General features: G+C 63.7%; 22 protein-coding genes. 10 read left to right on the top strand and 12 right to left on the bottom strand.

The features are described from left to right. Window positions 1-32: 32 nt before the first annotated feature. On the bottom strand, window positions 33-833 hold the full coding sequence (locus AB4Y77_RS00635; protein WP_442012677.1) for a MoaF C-terminal domain-containing protein: 801 nt from the start codon (window positions 831-833) through the stop codon (window positions 33-35). A gap of 138 nt (window positions 834-971) precedes the next feature. After that, window positions 972-1,718 (bottom strand): IclR family transcriptional regulator, encoded by a 747-nt coding sequence (locus AB4Y77_RS00630; protein WP_311213469.1) that lies wholly within the window; start codon window positions 1,716-1,718, stop codon window positions 972-974. A 131-nt stretch (window positions 1,719-1,849) separates the two neighbouring features. Here AB4Y77_RS00630 and AB4Y77_RS00625 point away from each other — a divergent pair, with 131 nt between their 5' ends. Beyond that, window positions 1,850-3,184: an MFS transporter gene (locus tag AB4Y77_RS00625; RefSeq protein ID WP_442012676.1), complete on the top strand. Its 1,335-nt coding sequence runs from the start codon at window positions 1,850-1,852 to the stop codon at window positions 3,182-3,184. A 68-nt stretch (window positions 3,185-3,252) separates the two neighbouring features. Here the strand turns inward: AB4Y77_RS00625 and AB4Y77_RS00620 are convergent, their stop codons facing one another. Further along, the gene (locus AB4Y77_RS00620; RefSeq protein WP_442013041.1) at window positions 3,253-3,921 is read right to left on the bottom strand and encodes a phosphoribosyltransferase; all 669 of its coding nucleotides are present in this window, start codon (window positions 3,919-3,921) and stop codon (window positions 3,253-3,255) included. An 86-nt stretch (window positions 3,922-4,007) separates the two neighbouring features. On the opposite strand from AB4Y77_RS00620, the gene AB4Y77_RS00615 reads away from it, so the two are divergent. Beyond that, a complete protein-coding gene (locus AB4Y77_RS00615; RefSeq protein ID WP_311213467.1) occupies window positions 4,008-4,421 on the top strand; it encodes a MarR family transcriptional regulator in 414 nt (137 codons plus the stop codon). Between the two features lie 36 nt (window positions 4,422-4,457). Here AB4Y77_RS00615 and AB4Y77_RS00610 read toward each other — a convergent pair whose 3' ends face one another. The 5 genes from AB4Y77_RS00610 to AB4Y77_RS00590 form a co-directional block, all read right to left on the bottom strand. Further along, window positions 4,458-5,285: an alpha/beta fold hydrolase gene (locus AB4Y77_RS00610; RefSeq protein WP_442012675.1), complete on the bottom strand. Its 828-nt coding sequence runs from the start codon at window positions 5,283-5,285 to the stop codon at window positions 4,458-4,460. Between the two features lie 4 nt (window positions 5,286-5,289). Next, complete coding sequence (locus AB4Y77_RS00605) at window positions 5,290-5,619, bottom strand: biotin/lipoyl-containing protein (RefSeq protein WP_089595494.1); 330 nt, start codon at window positions 5,617-5,619, stop codon at window positions 5,290-5,292. Further along, complete coding sequence (locus AB4Y77_RS00600; RefSeq protein ID WP_442012674.1) at window positions 5,612-6,673, bottom strand: alpha-ketoacid dehydrogenase subunit beta; 1,062 nt, start codon at window positions 6,671-6,673, stop codon at window positions 5,612-5,614. Before AB4Y77_RS00600 ends, AB4Y77_RS00605 begins: the two co-directional genes overlap by 8 nt. Next, entirely contained in the window at window positions 6,666-7,718 is a 1,053-nt protein-coding gene (locus tag AB4Y77_RS00595; RefSeq protein ID WP_442012673.1) for a thiamine pyrophosphate-dependent enzyme, read from the bottom strand. Before AB4Y77_RS00595 ends, AB4Y77_RS00600 begins: the two co-directional genes overlap by 8 nt. Before the next feature lie 139 nt (window positions 7,719-7,857). After that, window positions 7,858-9,243, bottom strand: a complete 1,386-nt coding sequence (locus AB4Y77_RS00590) for an amino acid permease (protein ID WP_442012672.1) — start codon at window positions 9,241-9,243, stop codon at window positions 7,858-7,860. Between the two features lie 174 nt (window positions 9,244-9,417). On the opposite strand from AB4Y77_RS00590, the gene AB4Y77_RS00585 reads away from it, so the two are divergent. From AB4Y77_RS00585 to AB4Y77_RS00560, 6 genes are all read left to right on the top strand, one after another. Further along, window positions 9,418-9,891 (top strand): Lrp/AsnC family transcriptional regulator, encoded by a 474-nt coding sequence (locus tag AB4Y77_RS00585; RefSeq protein ID WP_311213462.1) that lies wholly within the window; start codon window positions 9,418-9,420, stop codon window positions 9,889-9,891. 111 nt (window positions 9,892-10,002) lie between these two features. Then, window positions 10,003-10,722, top strand: a complete 720-nt coding sequence (locus AB4Y77_RS00580; RefSeq protein WP_089595490.1) for an NUDIX hydrolase — start codon at window positions 10,003-10,005, stop codon at window positions 10,720-10,722. Next, entirely contained in the window at window positions 10,719-12,026 is a 1,308-nt protein-coding gene (gene nadA / locus AB4Y77_RS00575; protein WP_311213461.1) for a quinolinate synthase NadA, read from the top strand. The genes AB4Y77_RS00580 and nadA overlap by 4 nt, the downstream gene beginning before the upstream one ends. Before the next feature lie 41 nt (window positions 12,027-12,067). Beyond that, the gene (gene nadB / locus AB4Y77_RS00570) at window positions 12,068-13,756 is read left to right on the top strand and encodes an L-aspartate oxidase (protein WP_442012671.1); all 1,689 of its coding nucleotides are present in this window, start codon (window positions 12,068-12,070) and stop codon (window positions 13,754-13,756) included. Then, window positions 13,749-14,621 carry a carboxylating nicotinate-nucleotide diphosphorylase gene (gene nadC, locus AB4Y77_RS00565; RefSeq protein ID WP_311213459.1) on the top strand — a complete coding sequence of 291 codons (873 nt, stop codon included), beginning with the start codon at window positions 13,749-13,751 and terminating at the stop codon, window positions 14,619-14,621. The genes nadB and nadC overlap by 8 nt, the downstream gene beginning before the upstream one ends. 7 nt (window positions 14,622-14,628) lie before the next feature. Beyond that, window positions 14,629-15,795, top strand: coding sequence for a cysteine desulfurase family protein (locus AB4Y77_RS00560; RefSeq protein WP_442012670.1), 1,167 nt, complete (start codon window positions 14,629-14,631; stop codon window positions 15,793-15,795). 35 nt (window positions 15,796-15,830) lie between these two features. Here the strand turns inward: AB4Y77_RS00560 and AB4Y77_RS00555 are convergent, their stop codons facing one another. From AB4Y77_RS00555 to AB4Y77_RS00545, 3 genes are all read right to left on the bottom strand, one after another. Further along, window positions 15,831-16,316: a GtrA family protein gene (locus tag AB4Y77_RS00555; protein WP_311213457.1), complete on the bottom strand. Its 486-nt coding sequence runs from the start codon at window positions 16,314-16,316 to the stop codon at window positions 15,831-15,833. A gap of 17 nt (window positions 16,317-16,333) precedes the next feature. Beyond that, window positions 16,334-17,212 (bottom strand): fumarylacetoacetate hydrolase family protein, encoded by an 879-nt coding sequence (locus AB4Y77_RS00550; protein ID WP_442012669.1) that lies wholly within the window; start codon window positions 17,210-17,212, stop codon window positions 16,334-16,336. A 100-nt stretch (window positions 17,213-17,312) separates the two neighbouring features. After that, on the bottom strand, window positions 17,313-17,891 hold the full coding sequence (locus tag AB4Y77_RS00545) for a DM13 domain-containing protein (RefSeq protein ID WP_442012668.1): 579 nt from the start codon (window positions 17,889-17,891) through the stop codon (window positions 17,313-17,315). Window positions 17,892-18,037: 146 nt separating this feature from the next. On the opposite strand from AB4Y77_RS00545, the gene AB4Y77_RS00540 reads away from it, so the two are divergent. Continuing rightward, on the top strand, window positions 18,038-19,234 hold the full coding sequence (locus AB4Y77_RS00540; protein WP_442012667.1) for an SLC13 family permease: 1,197 nt from the start codon (window positions 18,038-18,040) through the stop codon (window positions 19,232-19,234). Here the strand turns inward: AB4Y77_RS00540 and AB4Y77_RS00535 are convergent. Next, a complete protein-coding gene (locus AB4Y77_RS00535) occupies window positions 19,231-19,899 on the bottom strand; it encodes a DUF1684 domain-containing protein (protein ID WP_442012666.1) in 669 nt (222 codons plus the stop codon). The genes AB4Y77_RS00540 and AB4Y77_RS00535 overlap by 4 nt on opposite strands. A gap of 54 nt (window positions 19,900-19,953) precedes the next feature. Between AB4Y77_RS00535 and AB4Y77_RS00530 the strand changes: the two genes are divergently transcribed. Next, the gene (locus AB4Y77_RS00530) at window positions 19,954-20,823 is read left to right on the top strand and encodes a hypothetical protein (protein ID WP_442012665.1); all 870 of its coding nucleotides are present in this window, start codon (window positions 19,954-19,956) and stop codon (window positions 20,821-20,823) included. Window positions 20,824-20,893 lie beyond the last annotated feature (70 nt).

The following is a 20,893-nucleotide window of genomic DNA, read 5'->3' as shown; positions in this document are numbered from 1 at the left end:
CGCCGGGGCCTCCTTTTAATTCTGCAGTTGGGCTACGTCCGGTTGGCCGGGTTCAGTTCCATGCTGTGGTGACTGATGCTGATCAGCCGGCCATGGGCGCCGAAGGTGAAGTGCACGGGTTCCGTGCCTGCCTCGTCCCATCCGAAGAGGCTGCCGTGGGACCTGATGGCGTGGGGATCGCGGTGGTCAGCGATGGTGACTGAGCCGCACGGTATGACTTTCTCCCGCCAGGTGAAGACGAAAATTCCGGGGCGGATCTGCAGCACGGTGTTCGAATCCGTGTCGGCCAATCCCCGCTCCGGGCCTGCCAAACACTGCCATGTGTACCAGGTGGGGCTGAGGTAGATGTGTTCATACGCGTGGGATTCGCTGTAGACCCATTCAACGCGGCGACCAATAAGTGCGTTGCTTTCTGCAATTGCCGCCCCCGAGGTGTGGTGACCATCGAGTGTCCCTGGGCGGAAATCGTGGTGGACGGCGACGCTGGAGGCTGTTGCCTTGCCGAGTGTGGCGCCAATGTAGAGCGCCCTGCCGTGCAGCAGGTCCAGGACCAGGGAAACGGCGAGTTCGGGATCCTGCTGACTCTGCCATTGGGCGTAGTACAGGTCCTCGGCTACCAGGAAGGCCTCATAGGGGGCCGTTCCTGAGTGGCCGGCCGCAGCCCATTGGACCTCTTCGTCGTCGAAGCTGAACGTCATGGGACCGCCGTCATTGCGTAGGGAGAACTGTTTTCCTGCCAGGTCTTGCACTGTGGGCGCCTTGTAGGCGTCGAAGCCGGGGGCCAGTCCGTCCAGTGGCAGCCAGTTGGAGGTGTCGAGGAGATTCAGGCTCATGGGTTCCTTCTCGGGCTCGAATGAAGGACCGGACGGCGTGTCCGGCCCTTCATTCGAGTATTCGCTTCGTCGCAGTCATCGTCTTGTGCTGTGGGGCACGTCACTTGACCTGCAATGAAAGGTTTGCCGAAGGGACGTTCAGGCCAATTGGCTTTCGATCCGGGCAGCACTGGCTGCGAGCGCTTTGCCGACGGCGTCGGCGTCTTGATCCAATCGGATGTAGACGACGGCGATCGCGGCCGGCCGTCCCCCCGGGACCTGGATGGGGGCGGCGATGGAGGACAGTCCGGCGATGACCTCGTCATGGCTGGTGGCGTAACCGAGGCGGCGCGCCTCGTGGGCTTCGGGGCGGTAGGGGTTGCCGGCGCCGGCCTGCTGCCATCGTTCCTCCGTCATGGTTGATTGGATGGCTATTCCGGGAGCGCCTGTGCTGACCGGGTGGCGGCTTCCGGGGTGTTGGGCGAGCGCCGCCCCGGAGTGTCGTGGTTCAACGGTGACCAGGGTGACGCATTCCTGGTGGTCCCATACGGCGACGAAGGCTGTCATGTGCAGGGTGTTGGCGAGTTGGGTCAGCTCGGGCAGCGCCGCGGTTTGAAGGTTCCGTGAGACGCCGCTGGCCAGTACAGCCAATCCGGGTCCGGGCTGCACCCGTCCGGAGTCGTCGCGCACCAGCAGGGAATGGTCTTCCAGTGTCCGGAGAATCCGATAGGCCACAGAGCGGTGCACGCCCAGGGCTTCGGTGAGTTCGGCGATGCTGAGTGGCCTGTCTGCGGCAGCGAGGATCTCCAGGGCGCGGATTCCCCGGGACAGGGTTTGTGACGGCGGGGCTTGTGTCGCCGCTTCCGTTGGAGGGTGGACGTCGCTGCGGGGATTCATGCGAACCATCCTATGTTGGCGCGAACTTCCAGGGGTCTGTGCTTTGGGTCACAGATTGTAGTATTCTTTCCTAACTGACCGTTCTGTCGGTTAATGCAAGTCACGTGCCGAACAGTCACCCTCACCCCAATGGAGTTCCAATGACCGCAACTTCCACTGTCGACTCTCCGTCAGGACCCAGCAGCAAGCGCGAGGAGCGCCGGGTTCTGGCCGGGACACTGGTGGGCACCACCATCGAGTGGTACGACTTCTTCATCTTCGCCCAGCTCACTGCGACGCTGCTGGCCCCGCTGTTCCTCTCGCCTTTGGAGAAGTCCAACCCGGGTGTCGCCCAGCTTTTGTCGTTCGCCACGATCGGTATCAGCTTCCTCTTCCGTCCCCTCGGGGCTTTCGTTGCCGGACACCTCGGCGACAGGATGGGCCGCAAGGCCGTCCTGGTCATGACGCTGGTCATGATGGGTGCAGCCACCGCGCTGATCGGTTTGCTGCCCACCTATGCAACAATCGGCGTCTGGGCCCCCATCCTGCTGATCACCTTGCGCGTAGTCCAAGGATTCTCCGCCGGCGGTGAGTGGGGCGGTGCCGCTCTCATGGCTGTGGAGCATGCACCCATCAAGAAGCGCGGACTCTTCGGCGCCTACCCGCAGATCGGTGTGCCCATCGGCATGATCCTTGCCACCGGCCTCCTGTTCCTCCTGCAGTCGGGCATGTCCAAGGAAGAGTTCGCGGCCTGGGGATGGCGCGTGCCCTTCCTGCTGTCCGTCGTCCTCATCGTGGTGGGCTACCTTATCCGTCGCGCTGTTGGAGAAAGCCCGGTCTTCAAGGAAATCGCCCAGCGCAAGGCCGAAAGCAAGGCGCCCCTCGGAGATCTTTTCCGCAACAACAAGAAGGAAGTTGTCCTTGCAGCGTTGATCTTCATTGCCAACAACGCCGCCGGGTACTTGCTGATCGCCTTCTTCATCTCCTACGCAACACGGACGTTGAAGATGCCCACGCCGCAGGTCTTGCTTGCCACCACCATCGCCTCATTCGGCTGGCTCATCTTCACCATGGTGGGTGGTTGGTTGTCGGACAAGATCGGACGAGTCAGGACGTTCCTGATCGGTTACGGCTTGGTCTTTGCCTGGATGATCCCCATGTTCGTGCTGATCGATTCCAAGGACATCGTGCTTTACGGAACCGCTTTGTTCGTCCTGACCATCGGTTTGGGACTGTCCTACGGTCCGATGTCCGCCATGTATGCGGAAATGTTCCCGGCCCAGGTCCGCTACTCCGGAATCTCCATTGGATACGCCCTGGGTGCCATCCTGGGCGGTGCTTTCGCGCCCCTCATTGCCCAGGCACTCCTGGACACCACCAAGTGGTCCGGTTCGGTGGGCATCTACATCATGGTTCTGTGCGTCATCTCTGCAATTGGAGTGATCCTCGCCAAGGAAACCCGTGGACGGCCCCTGGGTTACAGCGTTCATCACTAGAAGCTGCAAAAAAGGCGGGTGCGGTCCCTGTGGACCGCACCCGCTTTTTGCGTGGGGAACGACGCCGGTTACTTGCGGCCGCCGGCACCGGCACCTTCGAGTTGGCTGACGACGTCGTCGTCGGAGAGCTGCTCAAATCGCTCGTAGAACGCGCCGACAGCGTGGAATTTACCGGGTGTGTGAAGGACCATCACTGCGTCGCACACCCGGGCCAACGACGTCGAGGCCTCCAACGATGCAACCGGCACCGCGGCTATCACAGTGCGTGCCCCGGCTGAACGAACCGCCTCCACAGCCGCCCGCATGGTGGCGCCGGTGGCAAGTCCGTCATCGGCCAGCACCACGGTCTGTCCGTTAAGGTCATGGCCGGTGCCTGGGTACTCCTGCGCGCGACGGAGAAGCTCGGAGCGTTCATGGGCTTCCACAGCATCGAGCGCGGCCTGGGAGATGCCGTGGGCGAGGATCAGCTCCCTCAACGGCTTGTTGACGATACGCAGGACATCCCCCTGCGACCAGGCCAAGGCACCGAAGGCGGTTTCGTCGCGTCCGGGGATGCCGAGCTTGCGGACCAGGACAGCGCCGAAGGGCAGGTACAGCTCCGTGGCGGCTGCTGCGGCCACGGGAACTCCACCGCGGGCCAGGCCCAACACGATGGTGTCCGGCTGTTCCCTCAGCTGGGGGAGGGCTTCAGCCAGGCGTCGACCGGCTTCCGCACGGTCCTTGAAACGCATGCCCATCTGCTCCACTTCCACGAAATTCGTTGCAATTCCAAGCCTACCGTCCAGACCTTGCCCGGCAGCGTCTCCGCTGAAAGCATGGGCTTGTGAATAAGCCAATCGGATATTGGATCAAGAGGCTCGACGCCGCGCTGGAAGCCCAACTGGACAACATCCTGGCCAGAATCAAGCTCAGCCGCCGTCAATGGCACACCCTCAGTGTCCTGTCCGAGGGCGCCATGCTTCCTGACCAGCTGGAGGAATCCCTGCACCCGTTGTGGGGAAACGATGTCCGGATGCGGGAGAGGGAACTCGCGGCCTTGGTCGGCCGGGGGATGATCACCATGGTCGATGACCGGCTGGTCCTGAGTGACCGCGGACGGGAAAAATACCACGAAGCCCAGCGGCTGGTGGAAGCGGCGCGGCAGGACCTGTCCATGGGGATCGGCATTGACGAGTACGCCATGGCATTGAGCGTGCTGGAGCGCATGAGCCTTAACGCGGAGCGGCTGGCCCGCTGATCACCGTCAGCTGGGCCAGCCGGTGCGTGGGGCCGGCTAGACTCCGAGGAATTCGAGGGCAGCTTCCTTGAAGGCCCGGCTGGTGATGACGTTGGTGTGGGTCCGCCCGGGAATGACCAACGTTTCCACCAACGCACCCCTCTTGCCTGCAATGGCGGCGAGTTCCGGCATCGTCGCTGCCCGTTCGTCCTTCTCGCCGGCAACCAGCAACAGGGGCATGTGCGGGGCAGCCCCGGCGGGATCGAAAGGTTCTCCCTTGATGGCCTCGATGAGGGACAGCATGGCGAACAGGTTGTTGCTGGGGAGCATTTGTGCCATTTTCAGCAGCCCTGCCGTAGACGCGTCCTCCACGGGCGTACCGTCGGCCAGGTGCCGTTGGGCGGCAACGAGGTCGAAGGCTGCGAGCGGGTCTGCCGAACTCGGTCCGCCCAGGACGATCCGGTGCACCAGGTCCGGCTGCGTAGCGCCGAATTCCCACGCCAACCGCGAACCCAGTGAGTAGCCCACCACGTCCAGGCCCGTGGAAGGGTCACCTTCGCGCAGGGGCCGGGCCCCGGCGTCGGTCACTATCTGCAGCAGGTCGGCGCGGATTCGGCTGGGCGTGTACGAGTCCAGGTCCTCAGGGGAGTGGCTCCGGCCGTGGCCCGGCAAGTCGACGGTGATGACCCGGCGGCCGGCGTCCTGAAGGGTGGTGATCCAGCCGCTGTCAGCCCAGTTCAGCTTGCTGGAGGATGAAAAGCCGTGGATCAGCAGGACAGGGCGCAGGCCAACGTCAGTGGCGGGTTGGTGCACTTCGACGAACAGTCCGGGATCGGTGCCCTCCACTGTGTGCCTCTGCTGTTCCACTGTGTGCCTGCCGGTCATGGTGTCAGTCCTCATCGAGTACGGCGCTCAGGCGGACCCGGCGCTTGGGTGCTTCGTCCTTCGGAACAGTGCCCACGATCCCGGCGGTGTCATCCGGAACCTCGAACACGATCAGCGGCTCGCCAACGTTGACTGTGTCACCGGGCGCCCCGTGAATACGCACCACTTTACCCGCCTGCGGGCTGGGCAATTCGAGCGCTGACTTGGTGGTTTCCAGCTCTACGATCGGCTGGTTGCGTTCCACCTGCTGGCCGGGTTCCACCAACCACTCCAGCACGGTTGCCTCAATGAGGCCCTCGCCGAGATCGGGAAGCGGGAAGGAAATTTCAGCCACGGCGGTACTCCAGTACGCGTTGGATCCCAAAGAGGATGCGGTCGATGTTGGGGATGTATTCGTCCTCCAGGTCGCCGGAGGGATAGGGAACGTCGAAGCCTGTGACACGCTCCACCGGAGCCTTGAGCGTTGCGAAACAGCCCTGCGTGATGAGTTGGGCCACTTCTGCGCCCAGGCCCGATGTCAGGGGCGCTTCATGGACGACGACGGCGCGCCGCGTCTTCCCGACGGACCTCGCCAAAGCTTCGGCATCAATCGGCTTCAACCAGCGCAGGTCCAGGACCTCGACGTCGATGCCGTCCTCGGCCGCCAGTTCAGCGACCTGCAGGCAACGGGAAACCATGGCACCCCAAGCTACGAGGGTCAGGTGCCGGCCTTCCCTGGCCACGCGGGCGCCGGTGAGGCCGCCGTCGTCGTGCGCTGCTGTGCCAGGGGTGGCGGTGGTGGTGACGTCCACGGACCCTTTTTGCCAGTAACGGGATTTCGGCTCCATGAAGATCACCGGGTCCGGGCGCGTGGCAGCGTACTTGAGCAGGTGGTAGGCATCATGCGGGGTGGAGGGGGAGACTACTTTGAGGCCGGGTACGTGGGCGAACAGGGCTTCCAGGCTTTCACCGTGGTGCTCGGGTGCGCGGATGCCACCGAAGCTGGGGACGCGGAGCGTGATGGGCATTGGCAGGGTGCCGCGGCTCCGGTAGTTCATCCGGGCGATCTGGCAGACGATCTGGTTGATGGCCGGATAGGCGAAGCCGTCGAACTGGACTTCGGGGATGGGGTGGAAGCCCGCCATGGCGAGGCCTACCGACATGCCCAAGATGCCTGACTCAGCCAGGGGGGTGTCAAAGACGCGGTCTTCGCCGTGCTTGGCCTGCAGCCCGTCGGTGATGCGGAAGACGCCGCCCAACCGGCCGCAGTCCTCGCCAAAAATGACGGTCTTGGGATTCCCGGCCAGGATTTCATCCAGTGCACGGTTCAGCGCCTGTTGCATGGACAGCTGCTCAACACTTGCCGTGCCCGCTTCATGGCTGCGAGGTTCGGTGATGGTCTCAGACATGTTCGGACTCCTCGCGCCACGCGGTGGCTTGTGATTGAAGGGTGGGCGTTGGCTCCTGGAAGACCAGGCTGAACATCTCAGAGCCTGGACGCGGGCCGAGGTCGGCCATGCCCGCCCGGACGGCCTCTTCTTCCTCTTCGGCCAATCGCTGTGCTTCTGCGAAGAAGGCGTCGTCGGCCACGCCGTCCTTGAGGAGCCGCTGCTTGAAGCGCTCCAGCGGATCCTCGCCGGCGTCCAGGCGTTCCTCGTCCAGCGTGCGGTATCTGCCGGGGTCGTCAGCGGTGGAATGAGGTCCGCGTCGGTACGTCATGGCTTCAATCACCACGGGGCCGTTTCCTGCCCGGCAGTGCGCGAAGGCAGAGCGGGTCGCTTCAAAGACAGCCACGACGTCGTTGCCGTCCACCTGCAGGGACGGGATGCCGTATCCGGCCGCGCGCGCCGCGACAGAGCCGCCGGCCACCTGGCGCTCCGTGGGGACTGAGATGGCCCAGCCGTTGTTCTGGATGAAAAACACCACGGGGGCCTTCATGACGGCCGCGAAGTTCATGGCCTCGTGGACGTCACCCTGGGAGGAGGCGCCGTCGCCGAAGTACGTCATGGCCACGCCCATTTCACCCGCGGCGTTGCCGGAGAGGGTTTGGCCGTGGGCCCAGCCCACAGCGTGCAGGACGGAGCCTGCCACCACAGCCTGGATGGGAGCGAACCTGGACTCCAACGGGTTGTACATGCCGCCATGCCAGGTGGCTTTGTGAGTGGACATGTAGCCCACCATGTCCAGGCCCATTGCGCGGGCAACGCCCATTTCACGGTAGGTGGGAAACACAAAATCGCGGGTCCGGTCCACGGCGTAGCCGCTGCCTACCTGCGCAGCTTCCTGGCCGAGCTCGGGGGCATAACCGGGAATGATGCCTTGGCGCTGCCAGGCCACTGCTGAAGTGTCCAGGTGCCGGACTGCTGCCATCAGGGTGTACAGCTCGCGGAGTTGATGGTGGGTGAGCGGGGCCGCGTCGTCATCGACGGCGGCCACCACAGGTTTGGTCGTCATGGCTGTGACCCTAGTCACCCACTATGGGTGTGCGCAATCAGCACAGTTCAAACGAAACACTTTGTGCAATTTGGGCATACGAAGAAGCCCTGCACAGTACAAACTGTGCAGGGCTTCTTGATGGTGATGAACAGCCGGTTTACTCCACGGGTGTGGACTCCTTGGCGGCTTTGGACTTGGCGTTGATGAAGCAGCCCGCGGCGATGACCAGGATCAGGATGAACGTTCCGATCAGCTGTCCGGCACTTTCCGGGTTGGCGAAGCCCACCACCAGGATCAGGCCCAGCAGCATGAGGCCAACGATGGTCAGGACGGGGAAGCCCTTCATGCGCAGCGGCAGTTCTGTGCCTTCCCTGTCAGCCCTGCGCCGCAGGATGAACTGCGACACCAGGGCGGTGCCCCAGACCACGAGGCAGGTGGAGCCCACGAGGTTCAGCAGTGCGGGCAGGATCTTCTCGGGGAACAGCAGTTCCAGGACTGTGGCGATGAAGCCGAAAGCGACCGAAATTCCGACGGCGGCGACGGGAACCTTCGAAGCGCTCAGGCGGGACAGGAAGCGGGGAGCTTCCCCGCGTTCGGAGAGGGAGAAGATCATCCGGGAAGCGCCATAGAGGTTGGCGTTCAGCGCAGAGAGCAACGCGACGACGGCCACCAGGGTGATGGCAGCGCCCGCGCCCGGGATGCCGGCCATGTCCAGGACTCCGGCGAACGGAGACTTCAGGCCGTCCGAGCCGACAGGGAGAACCGCTGCGATAACAAACACCGAGCCGATGTAGAAGACCAGGATGCGCCACACCACGGTGCGGATGGCTTTGCCCACGCTATGCGCGGGGTTCTCGGTTTCGGCGGCAGCAACGCTGACAATTTCCGTCCCGCCGAAGGCGAAGATCACCACGAACAAGGCGGCGGCGATGCCTCCGATGCCGTTGGGGGCGAAGTCCCCGAAAGCCGAGAATCCGGGGGAGGGGACGTTCGGCAGCCAGCCAAAGAGGAGGGCTGCACCGATGATCAGGAAGATGACGATTGCGGCCACCTTGAGGATGGCGAACCAGAACTCGAACTCGCCGAAGTTGCGGACGCCTACAAGGTTGATGCCCGTGAAGACCACCATGAAGACCAGCGCAAGAACCCACACGGGAATGACGGGCCAAATGGAGAACAGCAGTCCGGCTGCGCCGATGGCTTCGGCGGCAATGACCACCACCAGTTGGAGCCACCACAACCAGCCGATGGTTCCGCCGGCGGTCTTGCCCATGGCCTTTTCTGCGTACACGGAGAACGCGCCGCTGTTGGGGTTGGCGGCTGCCATCTCGCCAAGGGCCCACATGACCAGGATGATCAGCGTGCCGGCGACGAGGTAGGAGATGAGCACGGCCGGACCTGCGGCTTGGACGCCTGCGCCTGAGCCGAGGAAGAGGCCGGCGCCGATCGCACTGCCGAGCCCCATCATGGTGAGCTGGCGCGGTTTGAGCGAATGGCCGAGACCGGATGTTGGGGCAGGAGCCGCGATGGACTTCGTTGTCATACGTGTCTACCTTCTATGGATTACATGCTGGTTTGGCGTGTTGGCCTCATGGGCTTGGCACGCGGGCGTCGACGACGCAGCAAGAGCCGTGGAATAATTCTCGCAGTTTGTAAGATACATCACTTTTTGCTGTAGCGATGTGATGGGTACGGATCCCCGGGGACAGGAACTTTGATGCTGGTCGATGCGCTTGATGCAAAAATTGTACGTTTCTTCACTGATTCACCGCGATCCTCCGTGCTGGAGGCCTCGCGCGTGCTCAGGGTCGCCAGGGCTACGGTGCAGTCCAGGATTGACCGGATGATTGACAATGGGGTCATTGGTTCCTGGGTTCCCCAGCCGGATCCCGCCAATTTCGGCTTCCCGGTAGTGGCATTCTGCTCCGTCACCATCACGCAGGAGATTGGCCACGATGCCATCATCGAAAGCCTGGGCGCCATTCCGGAAATCATCGAGGTCCACACCGTGACGGGAAACTCTGATCTCATGGTGCGGATCGCGGCACGTTCCAATCCAGACATGCAGCGGGTCCTTGATGCCATGATCGCCACCAAGTCCGTGGTTCGGTGCTCGTCGGTCATTGTGCTGAACAGCCACATCCAAGGCCGGACGCTGCCGCTGATGGAAGCGGCAGCGAAGCCAGTGTGACGTAGAGCATTTTGCCAAGAGCCTGTTGAGTCGTACCATTAGTTCTAGTCAACATGACTTTAACTAACGCTCCGTCACATCGGGGAGTGCTCCAGGCGGCGATGAAGCGAGGTGAACGCCGTGAACACCAACTCAGCGAACGTCGCCGAAAGGCGGCTTGCGCCGCCGTCGTTGGCTATTTCAACGGTGATTTTCGCCCTCCGCCCCAGCGAGAAGTCCGGCCGCCCCACGTTGTGGCTGCCGCTGGTCAGGCGCATCCGCGAGCCCTACAAGGACATGTGGGCCCTTCCGGGCGGGCCGTTGGCCCACGACGAATCCCTCCAGGACGCCGCGTCGCGAAACCTCCGTGAAACCACCGGGCTCACTCCGCACTACCTCGAACAGCTTTACGCATTCGGTGGTCTTCACAGGTCGCCCACCCAGCGCGTTGTCTCCATCGTTTACTGGGCCTTGGTGCAACCCACGGAAGCTGCTTTGGCCGACGAGTCAGAGAATGTGCGGTGGTTCCGGGCCGACCGGTTGGGTGAACTCGCCTTCGATCACAACGCAATCGTGGACTACGCCTTATGGCGGCTCCGCAACAAGATGGCCTATGGGTCCATCGCCTACCACCTGCTGGGCGAATTCTTCACCCTCGCCCAGGTCCGCGAAGTCTATGAGGCCGTGCTGGACCGACAGCTCGATCCCGCAAACTTCCGCCGACACGTCAAGGCAACACCGGAAATCGAAGAAACCGGTGAATACCTCCAAGGCGGGAAACACCGTCCACCACGCCTCTACCGCTTCACCGGCACGCCCGGCCTCGGGCCAGATAACAGGAGTACACCATGAGCAGCGTCAACACTGCGGTCCAGCTGATCACTCGCGAGGAAGCCGAGAAGGGCCTCTCCCGCGCAGGGTCCACGTGCAGCCCGGCCTTGGCCAGGGGCCCATGGGAATACGACCTCGCCGAAGCCCTCGCCGGCGAGCCCGCGTACGGGCCCGGTGCCTCGAGCAGCGATGTCGCACCCACGGCCACGCCGCGTCAGGGCCAATTGCCGGAGGAGTACAAAAAAGCCTCCGACGCCGAACTGGACGTCCGTATTCGGGCCGCCAAGGCAACACTCGGGGACCGTGCCGTCATCCTGGGGCACTTCTACCAGCGCGATGAGGTCATTCAGTACGCAGACTTCGTCGGCGATTCCTTCCAACTTGCCAACGCAGCCCTGACCAAGCCGGACGCCGAAGCCATCATCTTCTGCGGCGTCCACTTCATGGCAGAAACCGCAGACATCCTCTCCACGCCTGAGCAAGCCGTCATCCTGCCCAACCTCGCCGCGGGTTGCTCCATGGCCGACATGGCGGACGAAGACTCCGTAGAGGAATGCTGGGAGCAGCTGGAGGAAATCTTCGGCACTGAGCCGGACGCATCAGGCCGCGTGCCGGTCATCCCTGTGACCTACATGAACTCTTCTGCTGCGCTGAAGGCATTCTGTGGCCGCAATGGTGGCATTGTGTGCACTTCCTCCAATGCCAAGGTGGTCCTTGAATGGGCCTTCGAACGTGGTCAGCGCGTCCTGTTCTTCCCCGACCAGCACTTGGGCCGCAACACCGCCAAGGCACTCGGAGTCCCGCTGGAGCAGATGCCCATGTGGAACCCGCGCAAGGAACTTGGCGGCAACGATGAACAGCACCTGCTGGACTCCCGAGTGATCCTCTGGCATGGCTTCTGCTCGGTCCACAAGCGCTTCAACGTGGGCCAGATCGAGAAAGCCCGCCAGGACTTCCCGGGCGTCAACGTGATCGTCCACCCCGAATGCCCCATGGAGGTTGTGGATGCGGCCGACTCCGCCGGCTCTACGGACTTCATCAAGAAGGCGATCGCCGCCGCCACGGAACCCACCACGTTCGCCATCGGTACCGAAATCAACATGGTGAACCGGCTCGCTGCGGAAAACCCGCAACACACCATCTTCTGCCTGGATCCGGTCATCTGCCCGTGCTCCACCATGTACCGCATCCACCCGGGCTACCTCGCCTGGGTCCTTGAGGAGCTGGTGGAAGGCCGGGTCGTCAACCGCATTACCGTGGACGACTCCGTGCAGGACAACGCCAAGATTGCGCTGGAGCGCATGCTGGCAGCCAAGCCGGCCTAACGGCCCGCACACCACATTGGACTAGCCGAATCGAGCCCCACATGACTACAGAGAGCCTTGCTCGCGGCCCTGCGCCCCAGCGGCTGATCGTCGTCGGAAGCGGCATCGCAGGACTGTACTCAGCCCTGCTTGCCGCAGAAGCCGGGGCGGAAGTGGTGTTGCTGACCAAGGGAGCCCTTGCCGACAGCAACACCTACTACGCCCAAGGTGGCATCTCGGCCGTCCTGGACGAGCCTGCTCCCGGAGACACTGTTGCGGCCCACATTGCCGACACCCTCACAGCCGGTGCAGGGCACTGCAACGAAGAAGCGGTGCGGGTGTTGTGCACGGAGGCACGGCTGGACATTGCCGGGCTGGGGCGGTTCGGCGTTGAGTTCGACCTTGACGACGACGGCGACCCCGCCTTGGGTCTTGAAGCCGCCCACTCCGCCCCGCGGATTCTGCATGCCGGCGGCGACGCCACCGGCGCCGGGGTGGCGGCCGGGCTGATCCGCACCGTCCTGGACTTTCAGGCGGCCGGCAAAATCCAGGTCATCGGGCACGCCCACGTCACATCGCTCTCGCTGGGCGGACTGCAGGGCGGCCGTGTGGTGGGAGCCAATTTCCTCCACGACGGACGCCACCTCGGCGTCCACGGCGACTCCGTACTGCTGGCCACCGGGGGCGCCGGACAGCTTTTCGCCCAAACCACCAACCCCTCCGTCGCCACAGCGGATGGCCTGGCGCTCGCCTGGCGCGTCGGTGCGGCCGTTGCCGACCTTGAGTTCTTCCAGTTCCACCCCACCTGCATGGTGCTTCCAGCCGAAGCACGGGAGGTGGAAGGCAATAACGACCCACTGCTGATCTCCGAGGCCGTCCGTGGGGAAGGTGCCATCCTCGTGGACGCCCGGGGGCACCGGTTCATGCCCGGCTACCACCCGGACGCCGAACTCGCACCCCGGGACGTCGTCTCCCGCAGCATCGCCCTGCACCTGGCAAAACTCGGCGATCCCAACGGCCATGTGTTCCTCGACGCCACCGTGATCGAAGGGCAGAAGGGCTGCGGTTTCCTGGCAAAGCGCTTCCCCACCCTCAGCGAGAGGACCCGCCAAGCAGGCGTCGACTGGACCCAGGAACTGGTCCCCGTGGCGCCCGCGGCCCACTATTGGATGGGTGGGGTGGTGACCGATCTTCACGGACGCACCTCTGTTCCTGGTTTGCTCGCCGCCGGTGAAGTCGCTTGTACCGGTGTGCAAGGGGCCAACCGCCTGGCAAGTAACTCCCTGCTTGAGGGGCTGGTGTTTGGGCGGCGGGCTGTTGACGCATTTCTCTCTGGTGACCGCGACGCCGCAGGCCCCGTGGCGCCGCTGGAATCAATGGAATCGGTGGGCGGTCTTCCGCTCGCCCACCTTGTCTCCTCCAGCGGGTTTTCGCGTCAGGCACTTCGCCGCCTCATGACAGCCAAGGCCGGCGTGTTGCGCGATGGTCAGCTGTTGGCTGAGGCCGCAGAAGTTCTTGGGTCTTGGGAGGGTGAGGTTCTTCCCTTGAATGTTCCTGATTCCCTTGATGTCCGGGAGCATGAGGACTCCAACCTTCTGTTGGCTGCGCAGCTATTGGTGCATGCGGCCCGGGAACGGCGGGAGTCCTTGGGGGCGCATTACCGCAGCGACAGCGTGAGGGAACCAGCCGCCGTCGACGATTTTGACAAGCGTTACACCATGAGCCGGAAAGTGAGCCTCGTCCATGACTAACCTGACCCTCCCCGCAGCCCCTGTCCGGGAGATCCTGGAACGGGCATTCGCGGAGGACGCGCCCAGCGGGGACATCACCTCCCAGTTGCTGATCCCGGCCGACGCCCGGGCAACCGCCGTGCTGAACGCGCGGGTCCCCGGCGTGTTCAGCGGCGGCACCGTGTTCCGCGACGCCATGAAGCTTGCGGACCCGGACACCGAGGTGGAATTGCTGCTCGCCGATGGTGAAGCGTTCGACGCCGGCACGCACCTTGCGCGGGTCAGCGGCAGCGCCCGCTCCGTGCTGCTCGCCGAACGCGTTGGGCTCAACCTGGTGCAGAGGATGAGTGCCATTGCCACGAAGACCGCCGAATTCGTCCGGCTCGTGGAAGGTACCCGCGCCAAGATTACGGACACCCGCAAGACCACGCCGGGCTTGCGGGTGCTGGAACGCTACGCTGTGCGCTGCGGTGGGGGAGCGAACCACCGCTACAGCCTGTCCGATGCCGTCCTGGCCAAGGATAACCACCTGGCCGTCATGACCGGCGGCGACTCCACCAAGCTGACTGGGTTGCTGGTTGCCGCTAAAGCCCAGCTGGGCCACACCACGCACTTCGAAGTTGAAGTGGACCGCGCAGAGCAGATCGAACCCGTGCTGGCGGCCGGCGTGGACACCATCATGCTGGACAACTTCTCCATCGAGGAACTCCGGGCCGGGGTCAAACAGGTGGACGGCAGGGCCATGGTGGAAGCCAGTGGCAACGTCAACGTCACCACCGTCACCGAGATTGCCGCTGCCGGGGTGGACGTGATCTCCATTGGGGGCCTGACCCACAGCGTGAGCGCACTCGATCTCGGCCTCGACGTTGTTTTAGAGACAGCCTGACGCTCCCATGATCTTCCTCGACGCCGCAGCCACCACCCCCGTACGCCGCGAGGCCCTCGAGGCCATGTGGCCGTATTTGAGCGGTGAGTTCGGCAATCCCTCCAGCCATCACACACTGGGTGAAGCGGCAGCAGCAGCGCTGGCCGGGGCGCGTGCCGGCGTCGCGAAGATCCTCAATTGCCGCGCGGGTGAGGTGACTTTCACCTCCGGAGGCACCGAGGCGGACAACCTGGCCGTCAAAGGCATCGCACTGGCCCGGCGGTCGGCTGATCCCACGCTGAACAGGGTGGTCATCAGCGCGATTGAACATCCCGCCGTGGAGGAATCGGCGAGGTACTTGGAGCGGGTGCACGGGTTCATCGTGGACGTGCTGCCGGTTGACGGCGACGGCCTGGTCTGTGTTGAGGGACTGAGCGCCCTGTTGCGGCCGGAAACAGCGTTGGTCAGCATCATGTACGCGAACAACGAGATCGGAACGGTCCAGCCAATATCAGCCTTGGCGGCAGTGGCGCGGGAACACGGTGTCCCCTTCCATACCGATGCAGTCCAGGCCGCAGGGTGGTTGCCCCTGGACGTCAAAGAGCTCGGGGTGGATGCACTGAGCATGTCCGGACACAAACTTGGTGCCCCCAAGGGATCCGGTGTGCTCTTCACCAAAGGGCGGCTCCGGGTGGAGCCCTTGGTTCACGGCGGGGGCCAGGAACGGGGTAAGCGCTCGGGGACTGAGAATGTGGCAGGCGCCGTGGCGTTGTCCACTGCATTGTCGTTGGCCAGCGCAGAGCAACCGGAACAGGCCGCTCGAGTCTCGGGCTTGAGGGATCAGTTCATCGAAAGGATCCTGGCCGGTGTCGCGGGCGCAGTGGTCACTGGGCACCGGCTGCAGCGACTGCCGTCGGTGGCGTCCTTCTGTTTCCCGGGCACCAGTGGCGAGTCAGTGTTGCTGGAGCTTGAGCGGCTTGGCGTGGTGTGTTCCAGTGGCTCGGCCTGCGCTGCGGGATCCGATGCTCCGTCACCCGTTTTGCTGGCCCTGGGCATCGCGCCTGAAACAGCCCAGACGGCCGTACGCTTCAGCTTCCCCTCAACTGTCACCGACACCGAACTGGAACAGGCCGCCGACGCCGTGGAAACCGCCGTCGGACGCGTCCGGAACCTGTCGTCCCCGCAAGCGGGATAGCTGCACTGGGGGCCGGTTTGCGGCGGCACGGCTGGTTACACGTGCCGTGCGCGCCGGAAAATCCAGTGCCTCAGCAGGGTAAACCGGACCGCTGTGGCCACGAAGCCGGACAACGTAGTAGTCCACAATTCTTCGGTGACTGTGGCTTCCGGCCGGATGAGGTGCAGGATGCCCAGGCTGCCGCCCGTGATGACCAAGGCAATGGCGATCACTATGACGCCACTGAGGTGGTCGCGGGTGCGCTTTTTCTTTCCCGTGATCTTGAACGTGAGCCGGCGGTTCAGCGCAGTGTTCATCAGGGACGTCACAATCAGTGCCACAGCGTTCGCCAGCTGCGGGTCGATCCAAGGACGCAGCAACGCGTAAAGAGCCAGCGAGCTTGCCGTGCACACCACTCCGACTCCAGTGAAGCGGGCCAACTGCCGAACGACGGGGTATTTGAGGACTCCGCGGTGCCGTGTGCGGGGTGGTTTCTGTGGGGGAGACGGGCGTAGCTCAGTGGCGTCCGCAGCTGTCTCCATGGCTTAAGCCTGACACATTAAGCGGGTTGGTCCTCCCAGGATGCACTGGTGACGGGATTCCGGAGCTCACCGATTCCTTCAACACGGCACACCACGGTGTCACCGGGTTGAATGCGGGCGCATTCTGCGGGGAACCCAGTCAAGACCAGATCGCCGGGCTGGAGGGTCATGAACGAGCTCAGGTAGACCAGGATCTCGTCCACCTTCCAGCCCAGGTCGGCAGAACTCGCGGTCTTGAGTTGATTGCCGTTGTGCACGATCCCAATCTCCAGGTTCGAGTCGTCAAGATCCGTGACCATCCAAGGACCCGCCGGAGTAAACGTGTCCTGGCTCTTGGCGCTGATCCAGAGTTCGTCGGTCTTTTGCAGGTCCCGTGCCGATACGTCGTTGCCGATGGTGTAGCCGAGAATCGCTGACCGGGCCGTTTCCGGCGTCAGGCCGCGCGCAGGGCGCCCGACGACGACCGTCAGTTCCGCTTCGGGGTCAACATAACCCACTGTGGAGTCCAGCTGGATGGCCTCACCCGGGCCGATCACGCTCGAGGCCGCCTTGTGGAAAGCCTGGGGCGGCAGGTCACGGCCAGGCTGCCCGGTGTTATGTGCCATGCCAAAGACGTTCACAGGTACCGAAGGCGCAAGGAAAGTAAAACCATCCTGGCTCACCACAGCGCCCAGCTCCCATCCTTCCCTGGAGGGGCTGTTGGCATTTGCCCTCGATGCCGGGAAAGGGGATTCCACCACGGTCCACCGGGTGCCGTCCACGGAGTTGAAGTCCGGGGCGTCGTTGGCCACAAAGAAGTGCTCGTCAGGAGAATGGCGGGCCAAAGTCTGGCCGGCGACGGTGGGAGCCGGTGTGGGCCGGACTCGGGCGATGCGGCGGGGAGCAGGCATAGTCATGATGACATCCTACGTCCTCCGTGGATGGTGCCCTGCGTTGCGGGGCCTGCTTTACGTCCCGTGGGAGCATCCAAGCGCGCAGAGCAGGCCCCGCAACGCGTCAGGTGAGCGGGGCCGATCCGAAAGCAACACTGAAGCGATCGCACCACAGCACCACTGACGTCAGTCCTGCGACGTCAGTGCCGGCCGGGACAACGTAATTTTGGTTGCCGTGGGTTGCCTTGATGGCGCCCAGGTCCACATAGCGTCCTGAGCGGTATTTGAACCAGTCGCCGCCGGCCTCCTGGCTGCTGAGCCAAACCTTGACGTCAGGTCCGTCACTGCTTGCCAAATTCTCGAGGCGGAGTAGGTGGCTGCCGTCGGGGAGCATCAACAGCTGCGCCGTGCCGGTGGTTGCATGTTCCTGGGATTGGAAAGTACCGCCGCCCACCACTGCCGGGCCGCTGGGTGGCGTCTGGCTGGGCACGGCTTTGCTGTGCGGCGCGCCCGCCGTTCCACTATCCGACGGTTGTCCCGTGGAAACCCCCAACGCGGGCAGTGCTTCATTGACGCTGCTGCTGGTGAACAGCCGCCACGGTTGGAAGAGCGCAGCCCCCACCACCACCGTTGACAGGATCAGTACTCCGACTACTGCAGCCAGGGTCCTGTGGTCCCGGATGAAACTCCGCAATCGGTTCATAGCTCAAGGCTAGGCTTCACGTCACCGGATCAGGGGCCCCATTGCTTACAGTACGGTGACGCGCAGTAAGTAAGGCGCCGATGTCTGCGCCGTGCCCCGGAAGAACCTGGGCGGGAAACCCAGCCACCGGGCTTAGAATCCGACTCATGCGGCTGGCGATCATCGGACTGGTTCTCCTCGTGGCAGGCGGTGTCACCGTGGCCACGGGCGTCCTGCCCTGGCAGGAAGTGGCGGTCCTGGTGGACCGGGTGGCACCCATCCTGGGATTCGTCGTCGCAATGACAGTGGTGACGGAGCTCGTCAGCGAGGCCGGCACCTTCCAATGGATCGCGCGGAGGCTGCGTCGTTGGGGTCGGGGCAGCGGTGTCCTCATCTGGCTGCTTTTGGCGCTGTTCGCCGTCCTGAGCACAGTTTTCCTGTCGCTGGATACGACGGCGGTGCTTTTGACCCCCGTGGTGGTCACGGTGGCCCGCCAAGCGGGTCTCCCGGTTCTACCCTTCGCCCTGACCACGGTGTGGCTGGCGAACACGGCAAGTCTCCTGCTCCCGATTTCCAACCTGACCAACCTGTTGGCGCAGCACAATCTCGGCAGCATCAGTCCGGCGCAGTTTGCCCAGCTGATGTGGGCGCCGTCGTTGGCGGCAATTCTGGTTCCTCTGGCCTTCATCGCGGTGGTGTTCCGGCGCGACCTTCGCAAGAGCTATGCCCTCGATTCTGCACGTCCAGCCCAGGTGCCACCGGCGACTCCCGTCACGGACACACCCCTGCTGGTGGTCAGTGCCGTAGTCCTGGTGTTGCTTTTGCCCGCATTGGTCTCCGGTGTTGCCATCTGGATTCCGGCCACAGCCGCAGCCGTGATCCTTGCCGGCATGTTTGCCTTCCGACGACCCAAAGTCCTCACAGTGACACTGATTCCGTGGTCGCTGTTGCTGTTCACCTGTGGCCTCTTCCTGGTGGTGGAGGCTACCCAATACCTCGGTGCCTCAGTTCTGCTTGGACAGGTGGCAGGCCAAGGAAGCGGGTTCGTCGAACTGCTCAGGCTGGCCATGACGGGTGCCCTGGGCTCCAACGTGGTCAACAACCTGCCGGCCTACCTTGTGGCTGAGCCTCTGGCGGGAAGTCCGGAGCGGATGGCCGCGCTGCTGGTGGGTGTGAACGCAGGTCCCTTGATCACGCCGTGGGCTTCGCTGGCCACCCAGCTGTGGCATGAACGACTGGTGCGGATGAATGTGCTGATCTCATGGAAGGGCTACGCGGTGTACGGCCTGATCGTGGCACCGCTGACCATACTGGTGGCAATCGCGGCGCTCGCAGCTGTTGGCCCGGGAGGACTGTTTGATTAGCCCAGGTACAGTTCGCCCACGGGAACTTCCGTGGCCAGCCGGTTGTCCGGCCCAGCCAAGGGGCACGCCCAGGCTTCGTTGTAGGCGCAGGAGGGGTTGTAGGCGAAGTTGAAATCGAGGATGAACTCCTGTTCCCCGGATGAATTTCTTGTCCCGTGGAATGAGCCCTTGACCGTGTCCAGCAGGTAGCGTCCCGCCCCGTAGCTTCCGCCATCCTTTCCAGCGGTTGCGTCGCGGAACGGGACAAAGATCCCGCCCCCGTAGCTCCGGAGCCGCCACACCGCCAACGAGCCCAGGCCGGGCAGCTCGAAAGTACCGATGCGGGCGAACGGCACCACGCCATCGGTGCCCGTCTCAACGTTCATTTCCTCCCCGGAGCCGTTCGGAGACAACACCGCGTATCTGCGGAAGGCGGGGTCGTAGCCGGCGGTGCGGAGTCCTGAGAATGAGGCCTTCATCTCCGCAGTCAGCGCGGATGCCGGATGGGTGGCGAACATCAGGTCCCGCTCCTGGCGCCAGAAAACGTGGGCGTCGAACGGGTTGGTGGCTGCAAGTTGACGCACTTTGTCGTACAGGGCGAACGTCCGTAAGCGCCAGTCAGCTATATCAGCCGCTGACATGGTGGGGATGTCGTCCTCGAAATAGTCCTGCTGATCGGGAGCCATACCCTCAGCCTAGTCCTGTGCGTGTCGCGGCATCGCCGCCGATAGGCTGTGGTCATGAAGGGCATCATGAACCTGAAGTACGTTCCGGTGAAGCTCGCTGCCCTGGTGCTCGCAGGAACGGTGCTCGCCACGGCATCCGCCTGTTCCGCTGAAAACAAGGGACCCCAGGTCACCTCTACTGCGACGTCGAAGCCCAACAGTTCGGAGTCGGGTACAGGTGCGCCAACAGAAAGTTCGACGCCGGAACCCGGTTCAGTGGGCACCTCACCCTCCGCAACGCCTGGTTCCGGAGGGACGGAAGCCCCGTCCGATCCGGCCGGCGCCAGCCCCAGCGGGGCAGCAACAGCGCTGTCATGGAAGACCTATTCGGATTCGGCCAAGACTGTCAGCTTCGATCTGCCCAGGGAGTGGATAGCCCAGTCGGTAACTCCGGAGGCGGGCTCTTTGGCAGGGGCAGTGAAGGTGGAAGTCAAGGACGGTGGGGGCAGCTATGTCGCTACCCTTCAGACAGGCCTGCCTCCATCCGCTCCGGTCGAATGCCCGGCCGGACAGGGGCGGCCCTATGTGGTGATCAGCAGCGTCCCCTTGGACGTCCCCCATTCGGATGGCCCGGACACCATTGATCCGCGCGTCGTTTTCCGGGTGATCCAGGGCTACAAGTTCTTCGGTTCCTATGGCATCACCAACATGGTGGCCGGGGCTGACGGGCAGTCGTGCGAACTCCGGAACCGGGTGTTGGGACCGACGGGAAAGGGCGACTATTCCTTTGGGGACGTCCCCGCCCTGCACGCCTTTGCCGCCGATGAGAAGGTGGCACCGGCCAAATCCTTCGACACCCTGGACCTGGCCGCAAAGTACGCTGTCCACGGTTCTGAATTCGCCAATGTCCAGCGGATGCTACTGTCTCTGAAGGTCAATCAATAGTCCCGCGATTGGCTGCTTCACACATACGGCGCCGTTGGGGGCTGCCCGCCGCAACATATCCCGGAGATCA

This window comes from Paenarthrobacter sp. YAF11_1, from assembly GCF_052113445.1.
Lineage (GTDB): Bacteria > Actinomycetota > Actinomycetes > Actinomycetales > Micrococcaceae > Arthrobacter.
Note: the sequence above shows the minus strand (reverse complement) of the source record. Positions and strands in the feature narration are given on the sequence as shown.

Bases quoted from the DNA above. Each gene is read 5' to 3' on its own strand.
- AB4Y77_RS00630 (WP_311213469.1), bottom strand. From the start codon at position 1,718: ATGGTTCGCATGAATCCCCGCAGCGACGTCCACCCTCCAACGGAAGCG.
- AB4Y77_RS00540 (WP_442012667.1), top strand. From the start codon at position 18,038: ATGCGGCTGGCGATCATCGGACTGGTTCTCCTCGTGGCAGGCGGTGTC.
- AB4Y77_RS00530 (WP_442012665.1), top strand. From the start codon at position 19,954: ATGAAGGGCATCATGAACCTGAAGTACGTTCCGGTGAAGCTCGCTGCC.
- nadC (WP_311213459.1), top strand. From the start codon at position 13,749: ATGACTAACCTGACCCTCCCCGCAGCCCCTGTCCGGGAGATCCTGGAA.
- AB4Y77_RS00550 (WP_442012669.1), bottom strand. From the start codon at position 17,212: ATGACTATGCCTGCTCCCCGCCGCATCGCCCGAGTCCGGCCCACACCG.
- AB4Y77_RS00625 (WP_442012676.1), top strand. From the start codon at position 1,850: ATGACCGCAACTTCCACTGTCGACTCTCCGTCAGGACCCAGCAGCAAG.
- AB4Y77_RS00600 (WP_442012674.1), bottom strand. From the start codon at position 6,673: ATGTCTGAGACCATCACCGAACCTCGCAGCCATGAAGCGGGCACGGCA.
- AB4Y77_RS00620 (WP_442013041.1), bottom strand. From the start codon at position 3,921: ATGGGCATGCGTTTCAAGGACCGTGCGGAAGCCGGTCGACGCCTGGCT.
- AB4Y77_RS00560 (WP_442012670.1), top strand. From the start codon at position 14,629: ATGATCTTCCTCGACGCCGCAGCCACCACCCCCGTACGCCGCGAGGCC.
- AB4Y77_RS00610 (WP_442012675.1), bottom strand. From the start codon at position 5,285: ATGACCGGCAGGCACACAGTGGAACAGCAGAGGCACACAGTGGAGGGC.
- AB4Y77_RS00595 (WP_442012673.1), bottom strand. From the start codon at position 7,718: ATGACGACCAAACCTGTGGTGGCCGCCGTCGATGACGACGCGGCCCCG.
- AB4Y77_RS00585 (WP_311213462.1), top strand. From the start codon at position 9,418: ATGCTGGTCGATGCGCTTGATGCAAAAATTGTACGTTTCTTCACTGAT.
- AB4Y77_RS00555 (WP_311213457.1), bottom strand. From the start codon at position 16,316: ATGGAGACAGCTGCGGACGCCACTGAGCTACGCCCGTCTCCCCCACAG.
- nadB (WP_442012671.1), top strand. From the start codon at position 12,068: ATGACTACAGAGAGCCTTGCTCGCGGCCCTGCGCCCCAGCGGCTGATC.
- nadA (WP_311213461.1), top strand. From the start codon at position 10,719: ATGAGCAGCGTCAACACTGCGGTCCAGCTGATCACTCGCGAGGAAGCC.
- AB4Y77_RS00535 (WP_442012666.1), bottom strand. From the start codon at position 19,899: ATGGCTCCCGATCAGCAGGACTATTTCGAGGACGACATCCCCACCATG.
- AB4Y77_RS00635 (WP_442012677.1), bottom strand. From the start codon at position 833: ATGAGCCTGAATCTCCTCGACACCTCCAACTGGCTGCCACTGGACGGA.
- AB4Y77_RS00545 (WP_442012668.1), bottom strand. From the start codon at position 17,891: ATGAACCGATTGCGGAGTTTCATCCGGGACCACAGGACCCTGGCTGCA.
- AB4Y77_RS00590 (WP_442012672.1), bottom strand. From the start codon at position 9,243: ATGACAACGAAGTCCATCGCGGCTCCTGCCCCAACATCCGGTCTCGGC.